At 71.2% G+C, this 20650-nt stretch carries 22 protein-coding genes and 2 pseudogenes; 3 read left to right on the top strand and 21 right to left on the bottom strand.

The genetic code is table 11. The features are described 5' to 3' along the window. Positions 1 to 56: 56 nt before the first annotated feature. The 3 genes and pseudogenes from A8W25_RS27145 to A8W25_RS35195 form a co-directional block, all read right to left on the bottom strand. On the bottom strand, positions 57 to 548 hold the full coding sequence (locus A8W25_RS27145; protein WP_067166109.1) for a haloacid dehalogenase-like hydrolase: 492 nt from the start codon (positions 546 to 548) through the stop codon (positions 57 to 59). Positions 549 to 594: 46 nt separating this feature from the next. Next, a complete protein-coding gene (locus tag A8W25_RS35200; RefSeq protein ID WP_067166107.1) occupies positions 595 to 1044 on the bottom strand; it encodes a hypothetical protein in 450 nt (149 codons plus the stop codon). Further along, positions 971 to 1480 (bottom strand): annotated as a pseudogene (locus tag A8W25_RS35195) (peptidoglycan bridge formation glycyltransferase FemA/FemB family protein); the annotation flags it as partial. The pseudogene A8W25_RS35195 and the gene A8W25_RS35200, both read right to left, overlap by 74 nt. A 222-nt stretch (positions 1481 to 1702) precedes the next feature. On the opposite strand from A8W25_RS35195, the gene A8W25_RS27135 reads away from it, so the two are divergent. Both A8W25_RS27135 and A8W25_RS33020 read left to right on the top strand, forming a co-directional pair. Next, positions 1703 to 2926, top strand: coding sequence for a L,D-transpeptidase (locus A8W25_RS27135; protein ID WP_067161749.1), 1224 nt, complete (start codon positions 1703 to 1705; stop codon positions 2924 to 2926). Between the two features lie 17 nt (positions 2927 to 2943). Further along, positions 2944 to 3148 (top strand): annotated as a pseudogene (locus A8W25_RS33020) (acyl esterase); the annotation flags it as partial. 34 nt (positions 3149 to 3182) lie between these two features. On the opposite strand, the gene A8W25_RS27130 reads toward A8W25_RS33020, so the two are convergent. The 17 genes from A8W25_RS27130 to A8W25_RS27050 all read right to left on the bottom strand — a co-directional run bounded on the left by A8W25_RS27130 (position 3183) and on the right by A8W25_RS27050 (position 18231). Then, complete coding sequence (locus A8W25_RS27130; protein WP_067161751.1) at positions 3183 to 4055, bottom strand: amino acid ABC transporter permease; 873 nt, start codon at positions 4053 to 4055, stop codon at positions 3183 to 3185. Beyond that, positions 4052 to 4696 (bottom strand): amino acid ABC transporter permease, encoded by a 645-nt coding sequence (locus A8W25_RS27125; protein ID WP_067161754.1) that lies wholly within the window; start codon positions 4694 to 4696, stop codon positions 4052 to 4054. The genes A8W25_RS27130 and A8W25_RS27125 overlap by 4 nt, the downstream gene beginning before the upstream one ends. Positions 4697 to 4704: 8 nt before the next feature. Then, on the bottom strand, positions 4705 to 5610 hold the full coding sequence (locus A8W25_RS27120) for a glutamate ABC transporter substrate-binding protein (protein ID WP_067161755.1): 906 nt from the start codon (positions 5608 to 5610) through the stop codon (positions 4705 to 4707). 19 nt (positions 5611 to 5629) lie between these two features. Then, on the bottom strand, positions 5630 to 6373 hold the full coding sequence (locus A8W25_RS27115; RefSeq protein ID WP_067161758.1) for an amino acid ABC transporter ATP-binding protein: 744 nt from the start codon (positions 6371 to 6373) through the stop codon (positions 5630 to 5632). Positions 6374 to 6529: 156 nt separating this feature from the next. Further along, positions 6530 to 6964 carry a DUF6278 family protein gene (locus tag A8W25_RS27110; protein ID WP_067161761.1) on the bottom strand — a complete coding sequence of 145 codons (435 nt, stop codon included), beginning with the start codon at positions 6962 to 6964 and terminating at the stop codon, positions 6530 to 6532. Between the two features lie 73 nt (positions 6965 to 7037). Continuing rightward, positions 7038 to 7817: an exodeoxyribonuclease III gene (locus A8W25_RS27105; protein ID WP_067161764.1), complete on the bottom strand. Its 780-nt coding sequence runs from the start codon at positions 7815 to 7817 to the stop codon at positions 7038 to 7040. A gap of 39 nt (positions 7818 to 7856) precedes the next feature. After that, positions 7857 to 8495 carry an MBL fold metallo-hydrolase gene (locus A8W25_RS27100; RefSeq protein WP_067166104.1) on the bottom strand — a complete coding sequence of 213 codons (639 nt, stop codon included), beginning with the start codon at positions 8493 to 8495 and terminating at the stop codon, positions 7857 to 7859. A gap of 52 nt (positions 8496 to 8547) precedes the next feature. After that, positions 8548 to 9852, bottom strand: a complete 1305-nt coding sequence (locus tag A8W25_RS27095) for an alpha/beta fold hydrolase (protein ID WP_067167300.1) — start codon at positions 9850 to 9852, stop codon at positions 8548 to 8550. Positions 9853 to 10095: 243 nt separating this feature from the next. Beyond that, entirely contained in the window at positions 10096 to 10311 is a 216-nt protein-coding gene (locus A8W25_RS27090) for a DUF6243 family protein (protein WP_067166101.1), read from the bottom strand. 242 nt (positions 10312 to 10553) lie between these two features. Next, positions 10554 to 11366 (bottom strand): class I SAM-dependent methyltransferase, encoded by an 813-nt coding sequence (locus tag A8W25_RS27085; protein WP_067166099.1) that lies wholly within the window; start codon positions 11364 to 11366, stop codon positions 10554 to 10556. Between the two features lie 35 nt (positions 11367 to 11401). Next, complete coding sequence (locus tag A8W25_RS27080; RefSeq protein WP_234386626.1) at positions 11402 to 12130, bottom strand: FAD-dependent monooxygenase; 729 nt, start codon at positions 12128 to 12130, stop codon at positions 11402 to 11404. Then, positions 12103 to 13197, bottom strand: coding sequence for an ROK family glucokinase (locus A8W25_RS27075; RefSeq protein WP_079126423.1), 1095 nt, complete (start codon positions 13195 to 13197; stop codon positions 12103 to 12105). Before A8W25_RS27075 ends, A8W25_RS27080 begins: the two co-directional genes overlap by 28 nt. A 172-nt stretch (positions 13198 to 13369) precedes the next feature. Further along, positions 13370 to 14206, bottom strand: a complete 837-nt coding sequence (locus A8W25_RS27070) for an ATP-binding cassette domain-containing protein (protein WP_067166093.1) — start codon at positions 14204 to 14206, stop codon at positions 13370 to 13372. Continuing rightward, complete coding sequence (locus A8W25_RS27065) at positions 14203 to 15252, bottom strand: ABC transporter permease (RefSeq protein ID WP_067166091.1); 1050 nt, start codon at positions 15250 to 15252, stop codon at positions 14203 to 14205. Before A8W25_RS27065 ends, A8W25_RS27070 begins: the two co-directional genes overlap by 4 nt. Beyond that, positions 15249 to 16262, bottom strand: a complete 1014-nt coding sequence (locus tag A8W25_RS27060; RefSeq protein ID WP_067166088.1) for a sugar ABC transporter substrate-binding protein — start codon at positions 16260 to 16262, stop codon at positions 15249 to 15251. Before A8W25_RS27060 ends, A8W25_RS27065 begins: the two co-directional genes overlap by 4 nt. A gap of 98 nt (positions 16263 to 16360) precedes the next feature. Next, positions 16361 to 17374 (bottom strand): sugar ABC transporter substrate-binding protein, encoded by a 1014-nt coding sequence (locus A8W25_RS27055; protein ID WP_067166085.1) that lies wholly within the window; start codon positions 17372 to 17374, stop codon positions 16361 to 16363. Between the two features lie 137 nt (positions 17375 to 17511). Then, a complete protein-coding gene (locus A8W25_RS27050) occupies positions 17512 to 18231 on the bottom strand; it encodes a GntR family transcriptional regulator (RefSeq protein ID WP_067167297.1) in 720 nt (239 codons plus the stop codon). Between the two features lie 155 nt (positions 18232 to 18386). Here A8W25_RS27050 and A8W25_RS27045 point away from each other — a divergent pair, with 155 nt between their 5' ends. Beyond that, positions 18387 to 19385, top strand: a complete 999-nt coding sequence (locus A8W25_RS27045; RefSeq protein WP_067166083.1) for a Gfo/Idh/MocA family oxidoreductase — start codon at positions 18387 to 18389, stop codon at positions 19383 to 19385. Between the two features lie 31 nt (positions 19386 to 19416). On the opposite strand, the gene A8W25_RS27040 is transcribed toward A8W25_RS27045, so the two are convergent. Then, positions 19417 to 20628, bottom strand: coding sequence for a cytochrome P450 family protein (locus A8W25_RS27040; RefSeq protein WP_067166081.1), 1212 nt, complete (start codon positions 20626 to 20628; stop codon positions 19417 to 19419). Between the last annotated feature and the right edge of the window lie 22 nt (positions 20629 to 20650).

Below are 20650 nucleotides of genomic sequence, written 5' to 3'. Positions count from 1 at the left end.
CGGTAAAGCCCGTCACGCACCGTGGCAAGACCATCTCCATTACGCCACGAAGTCGATCACATTTCCCTCGGTACGGGGCCGGGCAGCCGGGCCCAGTTGCCCCGCCGGGCGTGCCTCAGCAGCACCGGGTCGTCGCCGACGACCACCGGGTTGCCCACCTCGGCGAGCAGCGGGAGATCGGCCGCCTCGTCCGCGTACGCGTAGCAGTCCGCGGCGAGCAGGGCGTGCTCGCGCAGCAGGGCGCGGGCCGCGTACCCCTTGCCCTGGCCGGCCATCGGGGCGCGCGGCCGGGCGCAGAGCACCGCGCCCGCGCCCAGCTCGCGGGCGACGGGCGCGACGGCCCCGGCCGACGACGGCGTCACCAGGACCACCAGGTGCCCCCGGGCGGCGTGGCCGTGCAGGGCCGCGAGGACGGGCGGGTGCCAGAGGCGGCCGAGCGGCGGCCCGGGGCCGCCGGGGGGCAGCTCGGGCAGCGCCAGGAGCGTGCCCTCGACATCGAAGAACGCGGCGACGGGGGGCCGGGATATATGGGCGTCGTTGTCCATCATCACTACGGACCCTGCCCAGCCGCGCCCTCACCTCAATCCAGCGACTTCAACGTTCTGTTGCAATTCTGGCCACCCGGAAGGCGTGGACGACGTCCCGCCGCCGCCCCTCGGAGACCGCCCCGGCGGCGGCGAGCAGCTGCGGGCCGAGGCGTGCCGGGGCGTGCGCGGCCAGATGCGCCGCGTCCTCCGGCGTGCGGACCCGGACGAAGGCGTTGAGGAGCGCGTCCGCCTCGCGCTCGCGCCCGGCGTCGCCCAGCGCGAGCACCGCGTCCGCGATCTGCTCGGCGGGCCGGGTCACGCCCTGGCGCAGCAGCCGGTGGCAGTCGGCGCTCTGCCCGGCGCCGGCGAGTGCGGCGGCCGCGGCGGCGAGCCGGTCGGGCGGCAGCGAGGCAGCCTCCCACAGCAGGGTGGCCCAGTCGGCGCCGCCGCCAGCCGCGCGCCCGCAGCCGCTCGGCGACGGCGCTGCCCAGCGAGTCCACCTCGGTGGCGAGCACATCGCCGACCCTGCGGCCGGTACCGGTCGCGGACTTCAGCAGGGCCGCGTCCCAGCGCCGGTAGGCGGGCGAGGGCCCGATGCGTACGGCGAAGGCGCCGGCCCGGCGCAGATGGCGCAGCAACGGCCCCATCCAGCGGTCGATTTCGGGGTCCGCCCAGTCCGCGACCGGCCCCTCGGGAAGATAGGCGAAGTACTTCCGGGTGCCCGGGAACTGCCGGTAGAGCACGAGCGCCGCGCCCTTCAGCTCACCCGTGTCAAGGTGCCAGCCGACCCGTTCCGCAGACCACTGGTCCTTCACCTCGGCCCATGAGGGGTGCTGCAGAAAACTCGCGCCGGAGCGGCCCGCGAGGAAGGACCGGTACTCGGCGACGGAGAGACCGCGCACCCGCAGGTCCTGGTCGCGGTCGCGATCGCCGGTCACTAGCAGTGCGGACACGTGGGTGACCTCCAAGTACGCCCCGTCATCGGTTCCACGGGGATGCACAGGATGCTCACAGCGGACCATGACCGGGCCGCGCGACGGATGTGACCGGACGGTGACAGTTCCTCTGCGGTCGTCGTCACAATCGAATCCCGGAGATTTCCCGCGCTTTGTGCAACCTAGAGTCGAGTGACCGACTCTCTCCTACGGAGAAGCATTGCTACGGAGGTTTTCCAGTTGAGCCGCATACGCCGTCACACCCCGCTCCGCCGCCGCCCGGTCCGTAACGCCGTCATCGCCGGCACCGCGGTCCTCGCCGCGGCGCTCACCGCCTGCTCCGGTGGCTCGGGCGGCTCCGGTGACGGCAAGGGGGGCGCCGACATCGCATCCGCCAAGAAGGCCGAGATCTCGGTGAACCTGACGGGGCAGCAGGCGAAGGCCGGCGAGCCCGTGAAGGTGACCCTGGCCGGGGGCAAGCTCCAGCAGGTCACGGTCACCGACGCCAAGGGCGGGAAGCTGGCGGGGAAGATAGCCGCCGACGGCAGGACCTGGACCTCGGACCGCAACGCCGCGCCCGGCACCACGTACGCCGTGGAGGCGAAGGACGACAAGGGCTCCACCGCCAAGGCCGGCTTCGCGACCGCCGCCGCGGACAAGGTGAACAAGCTGACCCTGGTCCCCGGCAAGAACTCCACGGTCGGCGTCGGCCAGCCGCTGTCGATCGTCTTCGACCACCCGGTCAAGGACAAGGCGGCGGTGGAGAAGCAGCTCAAGGTGACCACCTCGAACAACACCGAGGGGTCCTGGGGCTGGATGGAGGACTACTCGGGCAAGTCCCGTGTCGACTGGCGGCCCAAGGAGTACTGGAAGAGCGGGACCAAGGTCACGCTCAACGCGGACCTCAACGGCGTCGACTCGGGCAGCGGCTGGTTCGTGCGCGACTACACGACCAACGTGACCATCGGCAAGAACCAGGTCGTCAAGGTCAGCCTCGACAACCACCACCTCAAGCTGTACCGCGACGGCGCCGTGGTCAAGGACATCCCGGTGTCGGGGGGCACGCCCGGCGGCGACAAGGCGTCCTGGCGCGGCAAGGCCGTCCTGATGGCGAAGGAGGGCACGATCAACATGAACTCCGAGACGGTCGGGCTCGGCGACGCCTACAACAAGATGGTCGACTACTCGATGCGCCTCACCTGGTCCGGGATGTACGCGCACGCCGCGCCCTGGAACGCCGACTACTTCGGCAACACCAACCACAGCTCCGGCTGCATCGGCATGAGCGACGCCAACGCCAAGGAGCTGTACGGCATGGTGCAGCCCGGCGACCCGTTCGAGATCACCGGCGACGACGCCAAGGGCACCCAGGCGCTCAACAACGGCTACGGCGAGTGGAACCTCAGCTGGCAGCAGTGGCAGGCCAAGAGCGCCCTGAGCGGGGCTTCCACCACCGCGGGCTAGAGCCCCACCGGTGCACCACCAAGGAGAGCGGCACCCTCGTCGCATATCTGTACGACGAGGGCCCGCTCGGCCTCGGCAAGCCGGTCAGCAACGCCCCCTACACCTTCCGTGGACACCGTCGACCCGCTCTACAACGAGCGCAACCCGACCGGCGCGCAGCTGACCTTCTCCTCGCCCGCGTCAGACCCGTCGTATCTGACGGTCCCTCTCCGCGAGGAGTGATCACCGGCTGCTGCCGGGAGGGCTTGCCCCCTTGCTACTGCACTCCAGGCAGCAGCGTCCCTGGTTCGGCCGGGGCGACGTCCACGGCCTCCGTCTTGGGATTGCGCTTCTGTCTCCTGGCCATCCAGGTGGCGAACCAGGAGAGCAGCATGCACATCCCGATGTAGATCGGCGAGATCACCATCACCACGGGGATGAACGGCAAATCGTAGTCGAGATTCGAAGCGATGAGCTTCCCCGCGTGCAGGAACTCCTCATAGGTGATCAGATAGCCCAGCGAGGTGTCCTTCAGCGCGACCACCAGCTGGCTGATGATGGTCGGCAGCATCGCCCGGATCCCCTGGGGGACCAGCACGTACGTCATGACCTGCGTCTTGCGCATCCCGAGCGAGAATGCCGCCTCCTTCTGGCCGCGTTCCACGGAGTTGACGCCGGAGCGGAACACCTCGGCGAGCACCGAGCCGTTGTAGAGCGTCAGTCCGGCCACCAGCGCCGGCAACGGCTGCACCTTCAGCGCCACGAAGATGAAGAAGATCATGACCAGGACGGGCATGGCGCGGAAGAACTCGACCACCAGCGTGGCGAGCCAGCGGACCGCCCGGTGGTCCGAGAGCCGCCCGGTCGCCAGGACCGCGCCGAGCACCAGCGAGAACAGAGCCGCGAACCCGAAGGCCTTGAGCGTGTTGCCGAGCCCGCGCAGCAGCAGCCGCTGGATCCCCTCGTACTCGAAGGGCCGCCACTTGGTGACGGTGAACTGGTCGGTGTCGAACAGCAGATAGATGATCCAGCCCAGCAGGGCGAGGATCAGAAACGTGGAGCCGACCCCGTAGAGCAGATGCCGCTGCCGGGTCTTCGGGCCGGGGATGTCGTAGAGGGCGGTGGCCTCTCTGGCCAGTTGTGCGGTCATCGGGCGACTCCCCAGTACTTCTCCAGGAGGTTGAAGACGGCGCTGATGGTGAGCGTGATGATCAGATAGCCGACGGCGATCCAGATGAAGGTCCAGACGATGTCGTAGCCGAGCTCGTTGAGCGTCTTGTACGTGCCGAGCAGCTCGGTGACGCTGAACGCGCCCGCGATGGCGGAGTTCTTGGCCAGCGCGATGAGGGTGGAGCCGACCGGCGGGATGACCGAGCGGAAGGCCTGCGGCAGCACCACGCCGGACAGCGTCTGGCCGAAGGTCATCCCCAGGCTGCGGGCCGCCTCGCCCTGGCCGGTGGGCACGGTGTTGATGCCCGAGCGCAACGCCTCGCAGATGAACGCGGAGGTGTAGCAGCCCAGCGCGATCACCGCGAACAGCTTGAAGGGGAGCACCAGGCCGAAGCGCGGCAGCCCGAGCAGCACCGCGAAGAACAGCAGCGTGAGCGGGGTGTTGCGCAGCACGTTCACCCACACGGTGCCCAGCGCCCGGAACGAGCCCACCGGCGAGACCCGGAACGAGGCCATCAGGAAGCCGAGCACCAGGGCCACGGCCGAGGCGTAGACGGTGAGCTCGACGGTGCCGAGGAAGCCCTTGCCGTACAGCGAGAAGTTCTTGGTCAGTACGTCCATGCGGGGCCTCAGCTCGCCGGGTAGCGGTCGATGGGCGGAGCGGGCGCGGCCTTGCGTCCCGACAGACCGAGCGTCGCGTCGTACGCCTTCTGCCAGTCGCCGTTCTTCTCGTGGGTCTCGATGGCGTCGTCCAGGGCGAAGCGCAGGGCGTTGTCGCCGCGCGGCACACCGACGCCGTACGGCTCCTTGGAGAATGGCTTGCCGACGACCTTGAGCTCGTCGGGCACCTTGGCCGCGTACCCGCTGAGGATGGTGTCGTCGGTGGTGACGGCGGCCACCTGGAAGGTGAGCAGGTTGTCCACACAGACGGAGTACGTGTCGTACGCGACGAGTTCGGCCTTCGGGTAGTCCTTCTGGATGCGCTGGTACGGGGTGGAGCCCGCGGCCGAGCAGACGCGTTTGCCGTTCAGGTCCTGCGGCCCGTCGATGTCGTCCTCGTCGGTGCGCACGAGCAGGCCCTGGCCGGCCAGGTAGTAGGGCCCGGCGAAGCCGACCAGTTTCTTGCGGTTGTCGTTGATGGTGTAGGTGCCGACGTAGTAGTCGACCTGGCCGTTCTGCAGGGCGGTCTCGCGGTTGGCGGAGGCGATCGTCCTGAACTCGACGGACTTGGGGTCGAAGCCGAGCGAGGCGGACATCATCTTGGCGATCTCGATGTCGAAGCCGGAGTAGACGCCGGTGGCCGGGTCCTTCTCGCCCATGTAGGGCTGGTCCTCCTTGGCGCCGACGACCAGGTGGCCGCGGTTCTTCGCCCGCCGCCACACCGGTGAGTCGGGCAGCGTGAAGCCCGTCATGACCCGGTAGTGGGGCAGTTGGTCGGGCTGCGGGCCCTTGACCGGCGGGCTGCCCGACTTGCCGCACCCGGCGGCGGCCAGGAGCAGTGCGAGGGCGGCCAGCGCGCGTCGCGTACGCGTCATGGTTGCGTCCACTCCCCGTTCAGTGCTTGAGGATCTTGGAGAGGAAGTCCTTGGCACGCTCGCTGTGCGGGTTGGTGAAGAACTCGTCGGGAGTGCGGTCCTCGACGATCTTTCCGTCGGCCATGAACACGACGCGGTTGGCGGCGGAGCGGGCGAAGCCCATCTCATGGGTGACGACGACCATGGTCATACCGTCGCGCGCCAGCTGCTGCATGACTTCGAGCACCTCGTTGATCATCTCCGGGTCGAGCGCGGAGGTGGGCTCGTCGAAGAGCATGACCTTGGGGCTCATGGCGAGGGCGCGGGCGATGGCGACGCGCTGCTGCTGGCCGCCGGAGAGCTGTGCGGGCAGCTTGTCGGCCTGGGAGGCGAGGCCGACCCGGTCGAGGAGCTCGCGCGAGCGCTGGTCGGCCTCCTCCTTCTTGCGTCCCCGGACCTTGATCTGGGCGAGGGAGACGTTGGCGAGGACGGTCCGGTGAGCGAAGAGGTTGAAGGACTGGAAGACCATGCCGACTTCGGCGCGCAGCGCGGCGAGCCCCTTGCCCTCCTCCGGCAGCGGCCTGCCGTCGATGGAGATCGCGCCCGACTCGATCGTCTCCAGGCGGTTCATCGTCCGGCAGAGCGTCGACTTGCCCGAGCCGGACGGGCCGATGACGACCACCACCTCCCCGCGTCCGACGGTGAGGTTGATGTCCTGGAGGACGTGCAACTTCCCGTAGTACTTGTTGACGTCACGCAGCTCGATCAACGGATCGACGGCCATACGCTGTCCTGCCCACTCATCGCTGTGTCGAGGTCAGCGCAAACTATCCAGCCCGGAAAGGGACTTCACTTCGACACGCACGAACAGGACATAAACCGTATTTTGGGTTACCGGCGGGTTGGGTCAACGCCACGTTGACTTCCGTGTGCGCGACGGTCAGACCTCGGAGGCCTCCGCGTACACCTGCGAGAGCTCGGGCGTGCCGCTCGCCGCCCACTCGACGCCGGCGCCCACCACGTCGACTTCGCGCCCCGAGGCGAGCCGCACCACCGGCTGCCCGCCCGGCCACACCTGCCAGGAGGCGCCCTCGACCGTCCGCACCAGCACGGTGCCCAGATACAGGCCCGCGTCGTTGCCCAGCCAGGGCAGTTCCTCCGGGTCGTCCCGCCAGCGCGGCGGCAGCTGGTCGAGCGCCGCCAACGAGGCCGGGCTGTCGTCCAGTTCGAGCCCGGCCTGCTGCGCCCTGACCCGGAGCAGCTCGCACTCCGCCAGCAGCTCGCCCACACCCTCCGGATCGGTCTGCACCGCCTCGGCGAGGGCCGCCGTCCGCTGCGAGCCGTGCCGCTTGCGCCAGTTGTCCAGGATGTTCATGGCGTCAAGCGTCCCATTCGCACAGAGCCGCGCACCACAGGGCACGCGGGGTGCGATTCTCAGATCTCCCGTCTCAGATCTCCAGGTCGACGACGACCGGCGCGTGGTCGGAGGCGCCCTTGCCCTTGCGCTCCTCGCGGTCCACATAACTGTCCTTGACGGCCTTGGCGAACGGCTCGTTGCCGTACACCAGGTCGATGCGCATGCCCCGGTTCTTGGGGAAGGACAGCTGGCGGTAGTCCCAGTACGTATACGGCCGGTCGTACTTCAGGGGGCGGGGCACCACGTCGGAGAGGCCCGCCTCGCGCAGCGCGGCGAGCGCGGCCCGCTCGGCCGGGGTGACATGGGTCTGGCCCTCGAAGAACGCCACGTCGAACACGTCCTCGTCGGTCGGGGCGACGTTGAAGTCGCCGAGCACCGCGAACGGCCGCTCCCCCGCCGCGTCCTGGGCGACGGCCGCCTTCAACGCCTCGAACCAGGCCAGCTTGTACGCGTAGTGGCCGTGGCCGACCTCGCGGCCGTTCGGCACGTACACCGACCACAGGCGCACTCCGCCGCAGGTCGCCGAGACGGCGCGGGGCTCCAGGGTCTCCTCGAAGCCGGGGTCGCCGGGCAGACCGAGGACCACGTCCTCCAGGCCCACCCGGGAGACCAGCGCCACTCCGTTCCACCTCCCCGTCGCGTGGACCGCCGACTCGTAGCCCAGCTCGCGGAGCTCGGCGGCGGGGAAGCCCTCCAGGGTGGTCTTGGTCTCCTGGATGCACAGCACATCCGTGCCGGTGCTCTCCAGCCAGGCCAGGAGGCGGGGCAGCCGGGCGGTGATCGAGTTGACGTTCCAGGTCGCGATGCGCATGCGAGACAGCCTAACGGCGGGGTCCGACAGTCACCGGCGTCACAGGTCCGCCGAGTCCCCCGGGCTCAGCCGGGTGTGGTCGGCCCCGCCGAGATTGCCGAGGTGGGTGTCGTAGATCGGCCGGGCGAGGTCGGTCAGGAGCGCGTCGTGGATGTCGATGGCGCGGCGCGGCCCGACCTCCCGTACGTACTCGATCACCTCGGAGATCTTGCTCCACGGCGCCTGCACCGGAAGCATCAGGGTGTCCACCGGGTGGTCCGGGACGGTCAGCGCGTCGCCGGGGTGGAAGAGCGAACCGTCCACCAGGAAGCCGACGTTGGTGATCCGCGGCAGGTCCGGGTGGATCACCGCGTGCAGCTCGCCGTGGACCTGGACGTCGAACCCGGCCGCGCTGAAGGCGTCGCCGTGCCCGACGGTGTGGACGCGGCCGGGGAAGGCCGCCGAGACCTTCTCCGCGACGCTGCGCAGGGTCCAGATCTCGGCCGCCGGGTTGGCCTCCAGAGCGGCCCGCAGCCGGTCCTCGGCGAAGTGGTCCGGGTGCTCGTGGGTGACGAGGACGGCGTCGGCGCCGAGCGCGGCGTCTGCCTCGCTGAAGGCGCCGGGGTCGATGACCAGCGTCCGGCCGTCCTTCTCCAGCCGGACGCACGCATGGGTCTTCTTGGTCAGCTTCAGGCTCATGGCCCCATCCTGCTACGGCGGGCGCCGTGGCGCCCGGACGCACCCGGAGGGCTCAGGGCTGCGGGGTGGTCTCCTCGCGGATGACCGCGGCGGCCGCCCGGAAGGCCGCGCCCGCCGCCGGGAGGCCGCAGTAGACCGACGTCTGGAGCAGCACTTCCCTGATCTCGTCGGGGGTGAGCCCGGCCCGCAGCGCGGCGCGGGTGTGGGCCGCGACCTCGTCGAGGTGCCCGCCCGCCACCAGCGCGGCGAGCGCGACCACGGCCCGGGTGCGCCGGTCCAGCCCGTCGCGGGCCCACACCTCGCCCCAGGCGTAGCGGGTGGCGAGCTCCTGGAAGTCTCCGGTGAAGCCGTCCGCGTCGGCGGTCTCCTCGTCCACGCGCGCGTCCCCGAGGACCTCGCGGCGCAGCTTCATGCCCTGCTCGTACGGGTCGGGCCGCCCGGCGGGCGCGGGCGCCGGGGCCGGCGCGGGCTCGGCGGCCATGGGGACGGGCACGTGCAGGGTGTACGGGGCCTGCGGCGGCTGCGCGGCCGCGGCGACCGCGGGCGCGGCCGGTACCGGGATCGCCGGGAGCGTCTCGTGCCAGGCCGTCGAGAAGTGGTGGACGAGCAGGTCGGTGACGGCGGCGGGCTGCTCCACGGGCGCCAGGTGCGCGGCACCGGGCACCACCGCGAGCCGGGCGTCGGGCACCCCGGCGACCAGGGTGCGCGCGGCGCCGGGCCCGGTCACCCGGTCCTCGGCGCCGGCCAGCACCAGCGTCGGGACGCCGATACGGCCGAGGTCGGCGCGGATGTCGAAGGCGGCCAGCGCCTCGCAGGCGGCGATGTAGCAGCCGGGGTCGGTGGTGCGGACCATCTGGACGGCCCACTCCACGATGGCGGGCTGGGCCGCCGCGTAGGCGGGGGTGAACCAGCGCTCGGGCGCGCTGCGGGCCATCGGGTCCATCCCGTTGCTGCGGACGACCACACCCCGCTGGCGGAACTCGTCGGCGGTGCCGAACCGGGCGGAAGCGGCGACCAGCGCCAGCGAGGCGAGCCGCCCCGGGTGGCGCAGGGCCAGGTCCGCGCCGACGGCCGCGCCGATCGCGCTGCCCGCGTAGCCGAAGCGCTGCACACCCAGCTCGTCGAGGGTGGCGATCAGCCGGTCGGCGAGCTCGGACACCGAGGCCGCCGGGTGGGCCGGGGCGCCGCCGTGGCCAGGGAGGTCGAAGCGGACGATCCGCCAGCTCCCGGAGAGCTCGGGTATCTGGCGGTCCCACATGTGCCAGGTGGTACCAAGCGATGGGCCCATGACCAGAACCGGTGCGTCTTCTGGCCCGTCAGAGCGGTATTGCAGGGTGTTCGGCTTACTCTCACTCACCGGCTCACGCTCCCACATCTCGCCACAGGCCCTGGAGGCGGGGTCCTGGCCGTAGTGGTCCGGCCATGTGGCAGAGCTCCGGCTCCGTGGAGGGTCCGCGCGAGGCCGGATCGGGCGGGGAGTGCGGTGCTCGGCCGAAGAGCTGAGCGGGACCGGCCGCGCCCGGTACGGCAAGCGGGGCCCGGTCCGCGCCTCGCGGTCCGGGCCCCGCCCCGTGCGGTGCCGCCCTGCGGCGGCGGTGCGTCAGCTCTGTGCGGTGTCGTCGCCCGTCTGCCCGGCGCCCTTGGCCGCGGCCGCCTTCTCGCGCATCTTGCGCACCAGCTCCGCCTTCTTGTCGGCGGCACCCTGGCGGTCGAGGTTGCGGTACGGACCGTTGTTCTGCCGTTCGGCGCGGGACTGCTTCTTGCGCTGGCCGCCGCCCTGGCCCACGGGGTTGTTGACGTTCTTGCTGTCGGTCACGGGTTCTCCCGATGGTGATGTGTGGTGATGTGCGGATTCATCGGTGGGGGACGGGCGCGGCGACGTCAAAGGACGTCAGCGGGGGCCCGTCACGCTCTCACTCGTAAATCGGCGTCTGGAAGAACATGACAAAGACGTTACCCGCTTCCGTCGGCCCCACACACCAGGTTTTCCCCGTGCCGAGGGGCCCCACCGGAGATCTCCGACCGGTGGGGCCCCTGATTCGCAGTGGTGCGAGGGCGTCAGCTCAGCACGGCGGTGAACAGGAAGTTGCGCGGGACGTCCGTCACATGGCGCGGCAGGACGAGGTACGGCCACCGGCCGGACCCCTCCTCACCCGGCTGCTTGATCTCCTGGACGCTCCAGCCGCACTCGGCCAGCAGGTCCTCCGGGGTGTCGGTGCCGAAGAGCCACGGGGCCCCGTCCTCCTCCAGCGCCTTGATGAAGGGGCGGGCCACCGGGTTGCTGAGCGCGGCCGTGCTGATGAGGTCGCCCGCCACCAGCGCGCCGGGGCCGGAGAGCCTGGCCAGGGATTCGAGGAGCCCGCGCACCGCGCCCTCCTCCAGGTAGTACAGCAGGCCCTCGACGATCCACAGCGTGCGCGCCTCGGTGCTGAAGCCCGCGTCGAGCAGGGCCGACTGCCAGGAACCGGCGAGATCGACGCCGACGGTGGTGCGGGTCAGGCCCTCGGCCGGCTCCGCGTCCGCGAGGAGTTCGCTCTTGACGTCCAGCAGGGCGGACCGGTCGAGTTCGAACACGGACACCTTGCGGCCCCAGCTCAGCCGGTAGGGGCGGGTGTCCATGCCGGCGGCGACCAAGACCACCTGGTCGATCTCGTGCGCCTCCAGCGAGTTCAGCAGCACCTGGTCGAGATAGGCCGTGCGCAGCGCCAGGTACGCCACGGTGACCGGGCTCGCGTACCGCTCAAGGAGCTTGAAACCGGCCTCGCCGGCCACGGCGCGTGCGTAGGGGTCGCTGAACAACGCGTCGTCGCGCTCCGTTTCGAGGGCGCGGGCTGCGGCGGTCCACTGGGCGGTGTAGGAAACGGCTTCCATGACGGTGTGCTCCTCCGAAAGGGGCGTATCGGGTGTCACTGTGCACCACGGGTTCGTTCGAGGCCGGGGCGGTCGAGCACCGCCGAGAACACGTCGGACAGGGTCCGGCCGGGGTCGGCCGCGGCCTCCTCGGCACGCCAGGCGACGAAACCGTCGGGCCTGGCCAGCAGTGCGCCATCGGCACCGGTGCCGGCCGCTCGGGCCCAGTCGGCCGTCGGGTCGTCGATGTCCGCGCCGGCTCCGCCGATCCGGTGCACGGCGAGGTCGAGACCGGCCTCCGCGGCGATCTTGGCGGCCGTCTCGCACCAGACGGCGCCGTCCGGCCCTGCCAGCAGGGTCCAGCGGGCCGCCGCCAGGTCCAGGGTCGAGACGCGGTCGCCGGCCCGCGTCACCCAGTGGTGCGGCAGGCGCGAGCCGGGGGCGCCGTCGAGACTGGCGGCGACGTCCTCGGTGGAGGGGATCTCGGTCCTGGCGTCCACGACGGCGGCCGAGTCGTACCGGTATCCCAGGTGCACGACGGGGGTGTTGGCCATCCCCGCCTCCTGGCGCTGGGCCCCGGCGAACGGGTTCCAGTGCAGGCCCGGGTTCTTCAGCCGGAGCAGGGCCTGGCGCATGGTGAAGGCGGCGACGGGGTGGCGCTCGGCGTGGTATGTGTCGAGCAGCCCCTCGCCCGCCGTGCCGCGCAGCACCTGGGCGAGCTTCCAGGCGAGGTTGTGGGCGTCCGCGATGCCGGAGTTCATCCCGAAGGCGCCGAGCGGCGGGATGGTGTGGGCCGCGTCGCCCGCCCCGAAGACCCCGCCCCCCCCCAGGCGAGGTCCGCCGCGCCGACCATGCCCGCCTCCGGGCCCAGCTGCGCCTTGGCGATCCGGGCCTCGGGCCGGTAGCCGCGGCCGGTCAGCTGGCGCTTGAAGGCGTCCCTGGCCGGGCCGATCAGCAGGTCGTCGGCCGCGCTGACGCCACCGCCGATGACGAAGCAGGACGGGTCGAGGGCGGCCGCGAGGTTGGCGATGCCGACGCCGAGCCACTGGCCGATGTCCTGGAGCAGCTCGACGCACATGGCGTCGCCCTCGCGCGCGAGCTCGGTGATCAGCGGCCCGGTGATGTCCGGGATGTTGCCCTTGACCCGCTCCAGGATGTTGTACGCGACCGGCGAGTCCGCGACCGCCAGCTCGCGGGCCTCGCGGACCAGGGCGTTGCCCGAGCTGTACTGCTCCCAGCAGCCGCGGTTGCCGCACGGGCAGCGGTGGCCGCCGGGCACGACCTGCATATGGCCGAACTCGCCGGCCACGCCGTACTTGCCGCGCTTGACCCGGCCGTCCTCCAGGATCGCGCCGCCGATGCCGGTGCCGAGCGTGATCATGACGAGGTGGTCCTCGCCGCGGCCCGCGCCGAACCGCCACTCGGCCCAGGCGGCCGTGTTGGCGTCGTTGTCGACCATGACCGGGACGGCGAGCCGGGACTGCAGGGCGTCCCGCAGCGGCTCGTTGCGCCAGGCGAGGTGCGGGGCGAAGAGGATGGTGCTGCGGTCGGCGTCGACCCAGCCGGCCGCGCCGATGCCCACCGCGTGCACGTCGTGGCGGTCCGAGAGGTCGAGGACCAGCTCGGTGATGGTGTCCTCGACGACCTTGGGGCTCTTGGACTTGTCCGGCGTCTCGGTGCGGATCTTCTCCAGGATGGTGCCGTCGGCGTCGACGACGCCCGCCATCACCTTGGTGCCGCCGATGTCGATGCCGACGGTGGGGACACGGGGTGCGGTCAGGTGCGAGCGGCGCTCGCGGGTGCCGACGGTGCGCAGGACGGTGGCCCGGGCGGAGCCTCGGTAGGTGTTCATCGGGCCGCACCCCTTCGCGGAGGGAGGGGGGTGTCCTGGAGTGCTCGCACGACTGGTGTCGTCCCTGGAGGTCTCGGGGAGCCGGGGTGGCCGGCGGCGGACGGCGCCCGCCGTGCCCGATTCTGCCACCCCGGCCGGGACCCGACCTCGCGTGCCCGTACCGCCCCGGCCGTTACTTGCCGGTGTCGGCGGCCCGGCCGCCGAGGTGCGGCTCGGGGGCCCGCTGGAGCTCGTGGCTGAGCTCCTCCAGCTCGCTGCCGCCCGCCATCTGGCGGGTGAGCTCGTCCAAGGTGATCTGGGTGCGCAGATGGCTGCCGGTCATCGTGCCGCGCTTGAGCAGCACGAAGCGGTCGCCGACCAGATAGGCGTGGTGCGGGTTGTGCGTGATCAGGACCACGCCGAGGCCGGCGTCCCGGGCGGCCGCCACGTACTTGAGCACGACGCCGGACTGCTTGACGCCGAGCGCCGCCGTGGGCTCGTCCAGGACCAGCACCTTGGCGCCGAAGTAGACCGCCCGGGCGATCGCCACGCACTGGCGCTCGCCGCCCGACAGGGTGCCGATGGGCTGGTCCACGTCCCGCAGGTCGATGCCCATGCGCAGCAGCTCCGAGCGGGTGGTGCGGCGCATCAGGTCGACGTCGAGGCGCTTGAAGGGCCCCGCGCCCTTGGTCGGCTCGGAGCCGAGGAAGAAGTTGCGCCACACCGGCATCAGCGGGACGACCGCGAGGTCCTGGTAGACGGTGGCGATGCCCCGGTCGAGCGCCTCGCGCGGGTTGCTGAGCGAGACGTCCTCGCCCTCGATGCGGAAGGCCCCGGCGTCGTGCCGGTGCAGCCCCGCGATGATCTTGATGAGGGTGGACTTGCCGGCGCCGTTGTCACCGAGCACACAGGTGATCTCGCCGCCGTGGACCTCCAGGGAGACCCCTTCGAGGGCGCGGATGTTGCCGTAGTACTTACTGACGTCGTCGAGCTCCACGAGGGCGCTCTTGGTCAGGGTCACGTCCGTCATGCCGTCGCCTCCGCCCGCTTGCGCACCCACGCGTTGAGCAGGGTGGCCAGCAGGAGCATCGCTCCCAGGAAGAACTTGAACCAGTCCGGGTTCCACTCGGCGTAGACGATGCCCTTGCTGGTCATGCCGAAGATGAACGCGCCGACCGCGGAGCCGATCGCGGAGCCGTAGCCGCCGGTGATCAGACAGCCGCCGATGACGGCCGCGATGATGTAGATCAGCTCGTTGCCGACGCCCTCGCCGGACTGGACCACGTCGAACGAGAAGAGCAGGTGCTGGCCGGAGATCCAGGCGGCGAACGCCACGCCCATGTACAGGCCGATCTTGGTCTTGTAGACCGGCACGCCGACCGCGCGGGCCGCGTCGGCCTCGCCGCCGACCGCGAAGATCCAGTTGCCGAACCGGGTGCGCAGCAGGACCCAGGTGGCGACCGCGACCAGGCCGAACCACCACAGGATGGTCACCTTGAGGTTGACCGAGCCGAGGGTCAGCTGGGAGGCGAACACCTTCTTCGCGGAGGCGAAGCCCTCCATGTCGGCGATGGACTTGGTGGAGACCGTGCCGCTGATCAGCTTGGTGAAGCCGAGGTTGAGGCCCGTCAGCATCAGGAACGTGCCCAGCGTGATGATGAAGCTGGGCAGTTTGGTACGGGTCAGCATGAAGCCGTTGAAGGCGCCGAGGGCGAGCGTGGTCAGCAGCGAGACACCGATGCCCACCCAGATGTTCGCCGTCATCTGGTAGCTGAACATCGACGAGACGAGCGCCGACGTCGTCACCAGCACACCGGCCGACAGGTCGAACTCACCGCCGATCATCAGCAGCGCCACCGGCACCGCCATGATGCCGATGGTCGACGCCGCGTACAGGACGGTCGAGAGGCTGGAGGCGCGCAGGAAGCTGTCCGCGACGACGGAGAAGAAGACGAAGACGGCGATGGCGCCGACGACCGAGCCGAGCTCCGGGCGGCCGAGCAGCTTGCGCAGCACCGACCGCTGGATCAGCCGCTCGTCCTTCGCGGGCGCCGGCGCTGGTGCTGTGGCGGTCATCGGGTCCCCCGCTTCGTGTAGTCCTCCAGCTTTGCGGCCGCGTCCTTGGTGATGATCTGAGGTCCGGTCAGCACCGGCAGCCCGCCGCCGAGCACATCGCCGTTGTACTTGTAGAGCCAGAGCAGGTCCACGGCCTCGTACCCCTGGAGGTAGGGCTGCTGGTCGACCGCGAAGCCGAGGGTGCCGTCCTTGAGCTCGGCCGCGACCTTGGCGTTGAGGTCGAAGGTGTCGACCTCGGCGGAGCTGCCCGCGGAGTTCCTGGCCTTGACGGCGGTGTCCGCGAAGGGCGCGCCGAGGGTGACCACGGAGTCGATGGACTTGTCCGCCTGGAGCTTGGCCTCGATGGAGGACTGGACGTCGGGCATGTTGGTACCCGTGACGTAGAGGTTCTGCAGGTCGCCCTTGAAGGTCTTCTTGGTGCCCGCGCAGCGCTGCTCGTGGCCGACGTTGCCCTGCTCGTGCAGGACACAGAGCGCCTTCTTCTTGCCGCGCTTGTTGAGCTCCTCGCCGACGGCCTCGCCCGCGATGGTCTCGTCCTGGCCGATGTGGGTGAGCGCGCCGAAGTCCTTGGACTTCTCGGAGCCCGAGTTCACCGTGATCACCGGGATGCCGGCCTTGGCGGCCTTGGCGACGACGTCCTTCATCGCGTCCGGCTTCGCGAGCGTGACGACGATCCCGTCGACCCTCTGGTCGATGGCCGCCTGCACGAACTGCGCCTGCTGCTGGCCCTGGTCGCTGTGCGAGTACAGGAAGTCGATGTTGTCCTTGACGGCGGCCTGCTTGGCGCCGCTCTGGACGATGTCCCAGAAGGTGTCGCCGTCGCCCGAGTGGGTGATCATGGCGACCTTCCAGCGGGGGGTGTTCACCGCCGCCTTGCCCTGTGCCGAGGCGGCCTTGCGCGCGTCCTCGGCGCGCTTGCCCCCGGTACTGCTGCATCCCACCAGGGAAGCTCCGAGCACCGCCGCCAGCACCGCGCCCACCGCGCGTACCCCTGTCCGAACCCTTGCCACGACGCCGTGCTCCTCTTGCTGTACTCCCAGGTGCGACCGGGACTGGTGCGGACCTGCCCCGGCCGCCCAAGTATGGGTCACATCAGGTCGGCGGCGGATCATCGGGTACCGCGAGCGGTGTACTTCTCCAGCGCCGGCACGTCCTTCTCGGTGACGATCGCGGGCCCGGTGAGGACCGGCCTGCCGCCGCCGACGATGTTGCCGTTGGTCTTGTGGAGCCACAGTTCGTCGACCGCGAGATACCCCTGGAGATAGGGTTGCTGGTCGACCGCGAAGCCGATCTCCTCGGCCTTGAACTGCTTGATCACGGCGGCGTTGAGGTCGAAGGTGTCGACCTCGGCGGAGCTGCCCGCGTCGCCCTTGGCCTTGACCGCGGCGGCCGCCATCGGCGCGCCGAGGGTGACCACCGCGTCGATGGCCGTTCCCCCGGAGCCCGCCTGGAGTTTCGCCTCGATGGAGGACGTCGCTGCGGGCGTGTTGGTCCCGTCGACGTTCAGGTTCTCCACCGAGCCCTTGAAGGTCTTCTTCACCCCGGCACAGCGCTCTTCCAGCGACACGTTGCCCTGCTCGTGGATGACGCAGACGGCCTTCTTCCGGCCGCCCGCGTTCAGCTGCTCGCCGACCGCCTCGCCCGCGACGCCCTCGTCCTGGCCGATGTGGCCGAGCGCGCCGAGCTCCTTGGAGTACTGGGCGCCGGAGTTGACGGTGACGACCGGGATGCCCGCCGCGACCGCCTTCTTGACGACGTCCCGGACGGCCTCGGGCTTGGCCAGGGTGACCACGATCCCGTCGACCTTCTGGTCGATGGCCGCCTGGATCAGCTGCGACTGCTGCTGGCCCTCCTTGTTGGCCGAGTACAGGAAGTCGACGTTGTCCTTGGCCGCGGCCTGTTTCGCGCCGCTCTGGACGATGTCCCAGAAGGTGTCGCCCTCGCCCGAATGGGTGATCATCGCGACTTTCATCCGGGGAGTGGAGACGCCCTTGCCGCCCGAGGCGCTGTCGTCGCCCTTGTCCTCGGAGTCCTTGCCGCCCGAGCCGCTGCATCCGGCGACCGTGAGTGCGAGGGCCGCGGCGACCGCCGTCGCCGTGGCTGCCGTGCGGGGTATGCGCATGGGGTCCGCCTTCCGCCTGGGCCGCCGGATCGCGGCACGTGAGTTCTAGCGGCGTACGGACGGACGCGTCAATACTTTGTCCGAACATTCTTACGCGGCGATCGCGGCCGGGGGCGCGCCCGGGACCGCCGCGCGGATCACGGCCGTACGAGCAGCTGGAACTCGAAGGCGTACCGCGAGGCCCGGTAGATGTGGGTGCCGAACTCCACGGCCCGCCCGGTGTCGTCGAAGGTGGTGCGCTGCATGGTCAGCAGCGGCGCGCCCTCGGTCTCGGCGAGCAGCCCGGCCTCGGCGGCGGTGGCGGCCCGCGCCCCCACCGACTGCCGGGCGCTGTGCAGGGTGATCCCCGCGCCGCGCATCAGCCGGTACAGGCCGGTGGTCTCAAGCAGCGGCGTGTCGAGCGCCAGCAGCCCGGTGGGCAGGTAGTTGCGCAGCTCGGCCATCGGCTCGCCGTGCGCGTACCGCAGCCGCTCCACCAGGTGGACATCGTCGCCCTCGGCCACGCCGAGGGCCGCCGCCACCTCCGCGGTGGCCGGTTCCACGGTGTTGCGCAGCACCTTGGTGGCGGGCTTCTGCCCGGCCGCCTCCAGGTCGTCGTAGAGGCTGCTCAGCTCCAGCGGGCGCTTGACCTGGCTGTGCACCACCTGGGTGCCGACGCCTCTGCGCCGCACCAGCAGACCCTTGTCGACCAGGGCCTGGATGGCCTGGCGGACGGTGGGGCGGGACAGGCCGAGGCGGCCCGCGAGGTCGATCTCGTTGCCGAGGAGGCTGCCGGGCGTGAGGGTGCCGCGCTCGATGGCCGCCTCCAGCTGCTGGGACAGCTGGAAGTAGAGCGGGACCGGGCTGGTGCGGTCCACGCTGAGCTGGAGCGGCACGGCGGGATCCGGCACGGTTCTGGGCTGCTTGGACACGGGGTGAGCGTAGTGCGCGGGCCATGTTGACGGGAAGTCGTGAAGTCTGATTGTCAGGACAAACTCTTGACAGGACGATCCGGCACCGTCACCTTTTGGCCATGCGTATCGGACTCATCGGAACGGGACGTATCGGCACCTTCCACGCGGAGGTGCTGGCCGGCCACCCCTCGGTCACCGAGCTCGTCGTCGCCGACGCCGACCCCGAGCGGGCCGCCGTGGCGGCCGCGCGGACCGGGGCCGCGGCCGCCACGGTCGACCAGCTCTTCGCGGCCGGGCCGGACGCGGTGGTGATCGCCTCGGCGACCGCCGCGCACGCCGGCCTGATCGCCCGCGCGGCCCGGGCGGGCCTCCCCGCCTTCTGCGAGAAACCGATCGCCCTGGACCTGGCCGGCACACTGGCGGCCCTCGACGAGGTCGAGAGCGCGGGCACGGTCCTCCAGATCGGGTTCATGCGGCGCTTCGACGCCGGGTACGCGGCGGCCCGCGAGCGCGTGCGGTCCGGCGGGCTCGGGCGGCTGCACACCGTACGGGCCGTCACCTCGGACCCGGCGCCGCCGCCCGCCGCGTATCTGCCGCTCTCCGGCGGGCTCTACCGGGACTGCCTGGTCCATGACTTCGACAGTCTGCGGTGGGTGACCGGCCGCGAGGTCGTCGAGGTGTACGCGACCGGTTCGGACGCGGGGCCCGCGATGTTCCGCGAGGCCGGGGACGTCGCCACGGCCGCGGCCCTCCTCACCCTCGACGACGGCACCCTCGCCACGGCGACGGCGACCCGGTGCAACGGCGCCGGGTACGACGTACGGATGGAGCTGGCCGGGGACCTCGACCAGGTGGCCGTGGGGCTCGGCGAGCGCACCCCGCTGACCTCGGCCGAGCCGGGCGCGCCCGAGCCCCCCGCGAAGCCCTGGCCCGGCTTCCTGGAGCGGTTCGCCCCCGCCTACCGGGCCGAGCTCGACGCCTTCGTACGGGTCGTACGGGGCGAGCTGGCGAACCCCTGCGACGGCCGGGAGGCGCTGCACGCGCTGCGCGTCGCGGAGGCGTGCGAGCGCTCGCGGCACGAGCGCCGCCCGGTGGCCGTCGCGGAGTTCACCGGCTGAGGCTCATCCCCCGAGGTTCACCGACCCGGGCTCACCAGCGCACCGGCAGGCTCTGCGGGCCGCGCACCAGCAGCCCCGAACGCCAGGTCAGCGCCGCCGGATGGATGTCGAGCGCCAGGTCCGGGCAGCGGTCCAGGAGCGAGCGGATCGCGATGCGCGCCTCAAGGCGGGCCAGCGGCGCGCCCAGGCAGTAGTGGATGCCGTGCCCGAACGCCACATGGCCGCGCGCGTCGCGCCGGATGTCGAAGCGGGACGGCTCGGGGTAGCGGGCCGGGTCCCGGTTGGCGTCGGCCATGGCGACCAGGACCAGCTGTCCGCCGCCGGGCACGACCGTGCCGCCGAGGTCGACCGGTTCGGTGGTGAAGCGGTACGTCGGGGTCTCCACCGGGCCGTCGTAGCGCAGCATCTCCTCCACCGCGTTGTCGATGAGCCCGTCGAAGTCGGCCCGCAGCGCGGCCAGTTGCTCCGGATGGCCGAGCAGCGCGAGGACGCCGTTGGAGATCAGGTTGACCGTCGTCTCGTGGCCCGCGACCAGGAGCAGCCAGGCCATGCCGAGCAGTTCGGGGCCGGAGAGGCGGTCGCCGTCCTCGTCGGCGGTGGTGATGAGCGCGCTCATCAGGTCGTCGCCGGGCCGCTCGCGCTTGCTCTCCAGGAGCGCGGTCAGATACTCCCTCATGGCCCCGGCCGCGGCCATCCGGTCCGCCAGGGCGGGCGCGGAGACCGCGGTGTTGGACCACTGGCGGAAGCTGTCCCGGTCGAAGTCCGGCACGCCGAGCAGATCGCCGATGACGGTGATCGGCAGCGGGAAGGAGAGCGCCTCGACGAGGTCCGCCCGGCGGTCCGGCCGCTTGAGCATCGCGTCCAGCAGCGCGTCGGTCGTCCGCTGGACCCGCGGGGCGAGCAGCTCGACCCGGCGCGGGGTGAACTCCCTGCTCACCAGCTTGCGCAGCCGGGTGTGAGCGGGGGCGTCGGAGCTGAGCACGGTGGTGCCGGAGGCTATGTGCCGCACCCCGAGGCCGGGTGCGGCGTTGCGCCACTCCTTGGACAGGCGCGGGTCGGCGAGCGCGGCGCGGCCCGCCTCGTAGCCGACGACGAGCCAGGCGTCGGCGCCCTCGGGCATCCGGACGCGGTGCACCGGGCCGCGCTCGCGCAGCCCGGCGTAGACCGGGTAGGGGTCGCGGGTGAAGCCGTCACCGAGAGCGGCGAGGTCGACGACGGCGTCCTCTGTGGCATCGCTGGTCAACGAGGTTCCTTTCAGGGCGTCG

The sequence above is a fragment of the Streptomyces sp. ERV7 genome (assembly GCF_001653515.1).
Classification (GTDB): domain Bacteria; phylum Actinomycetota; class Actinomycetes; order Streptomycetales; family Streptomycetaceae; genus Streptomyces.
Note: the sequence above shows the minus strand (reverse complement) of the source record. Positions and strands in the feature narration are given on the sequence as shown.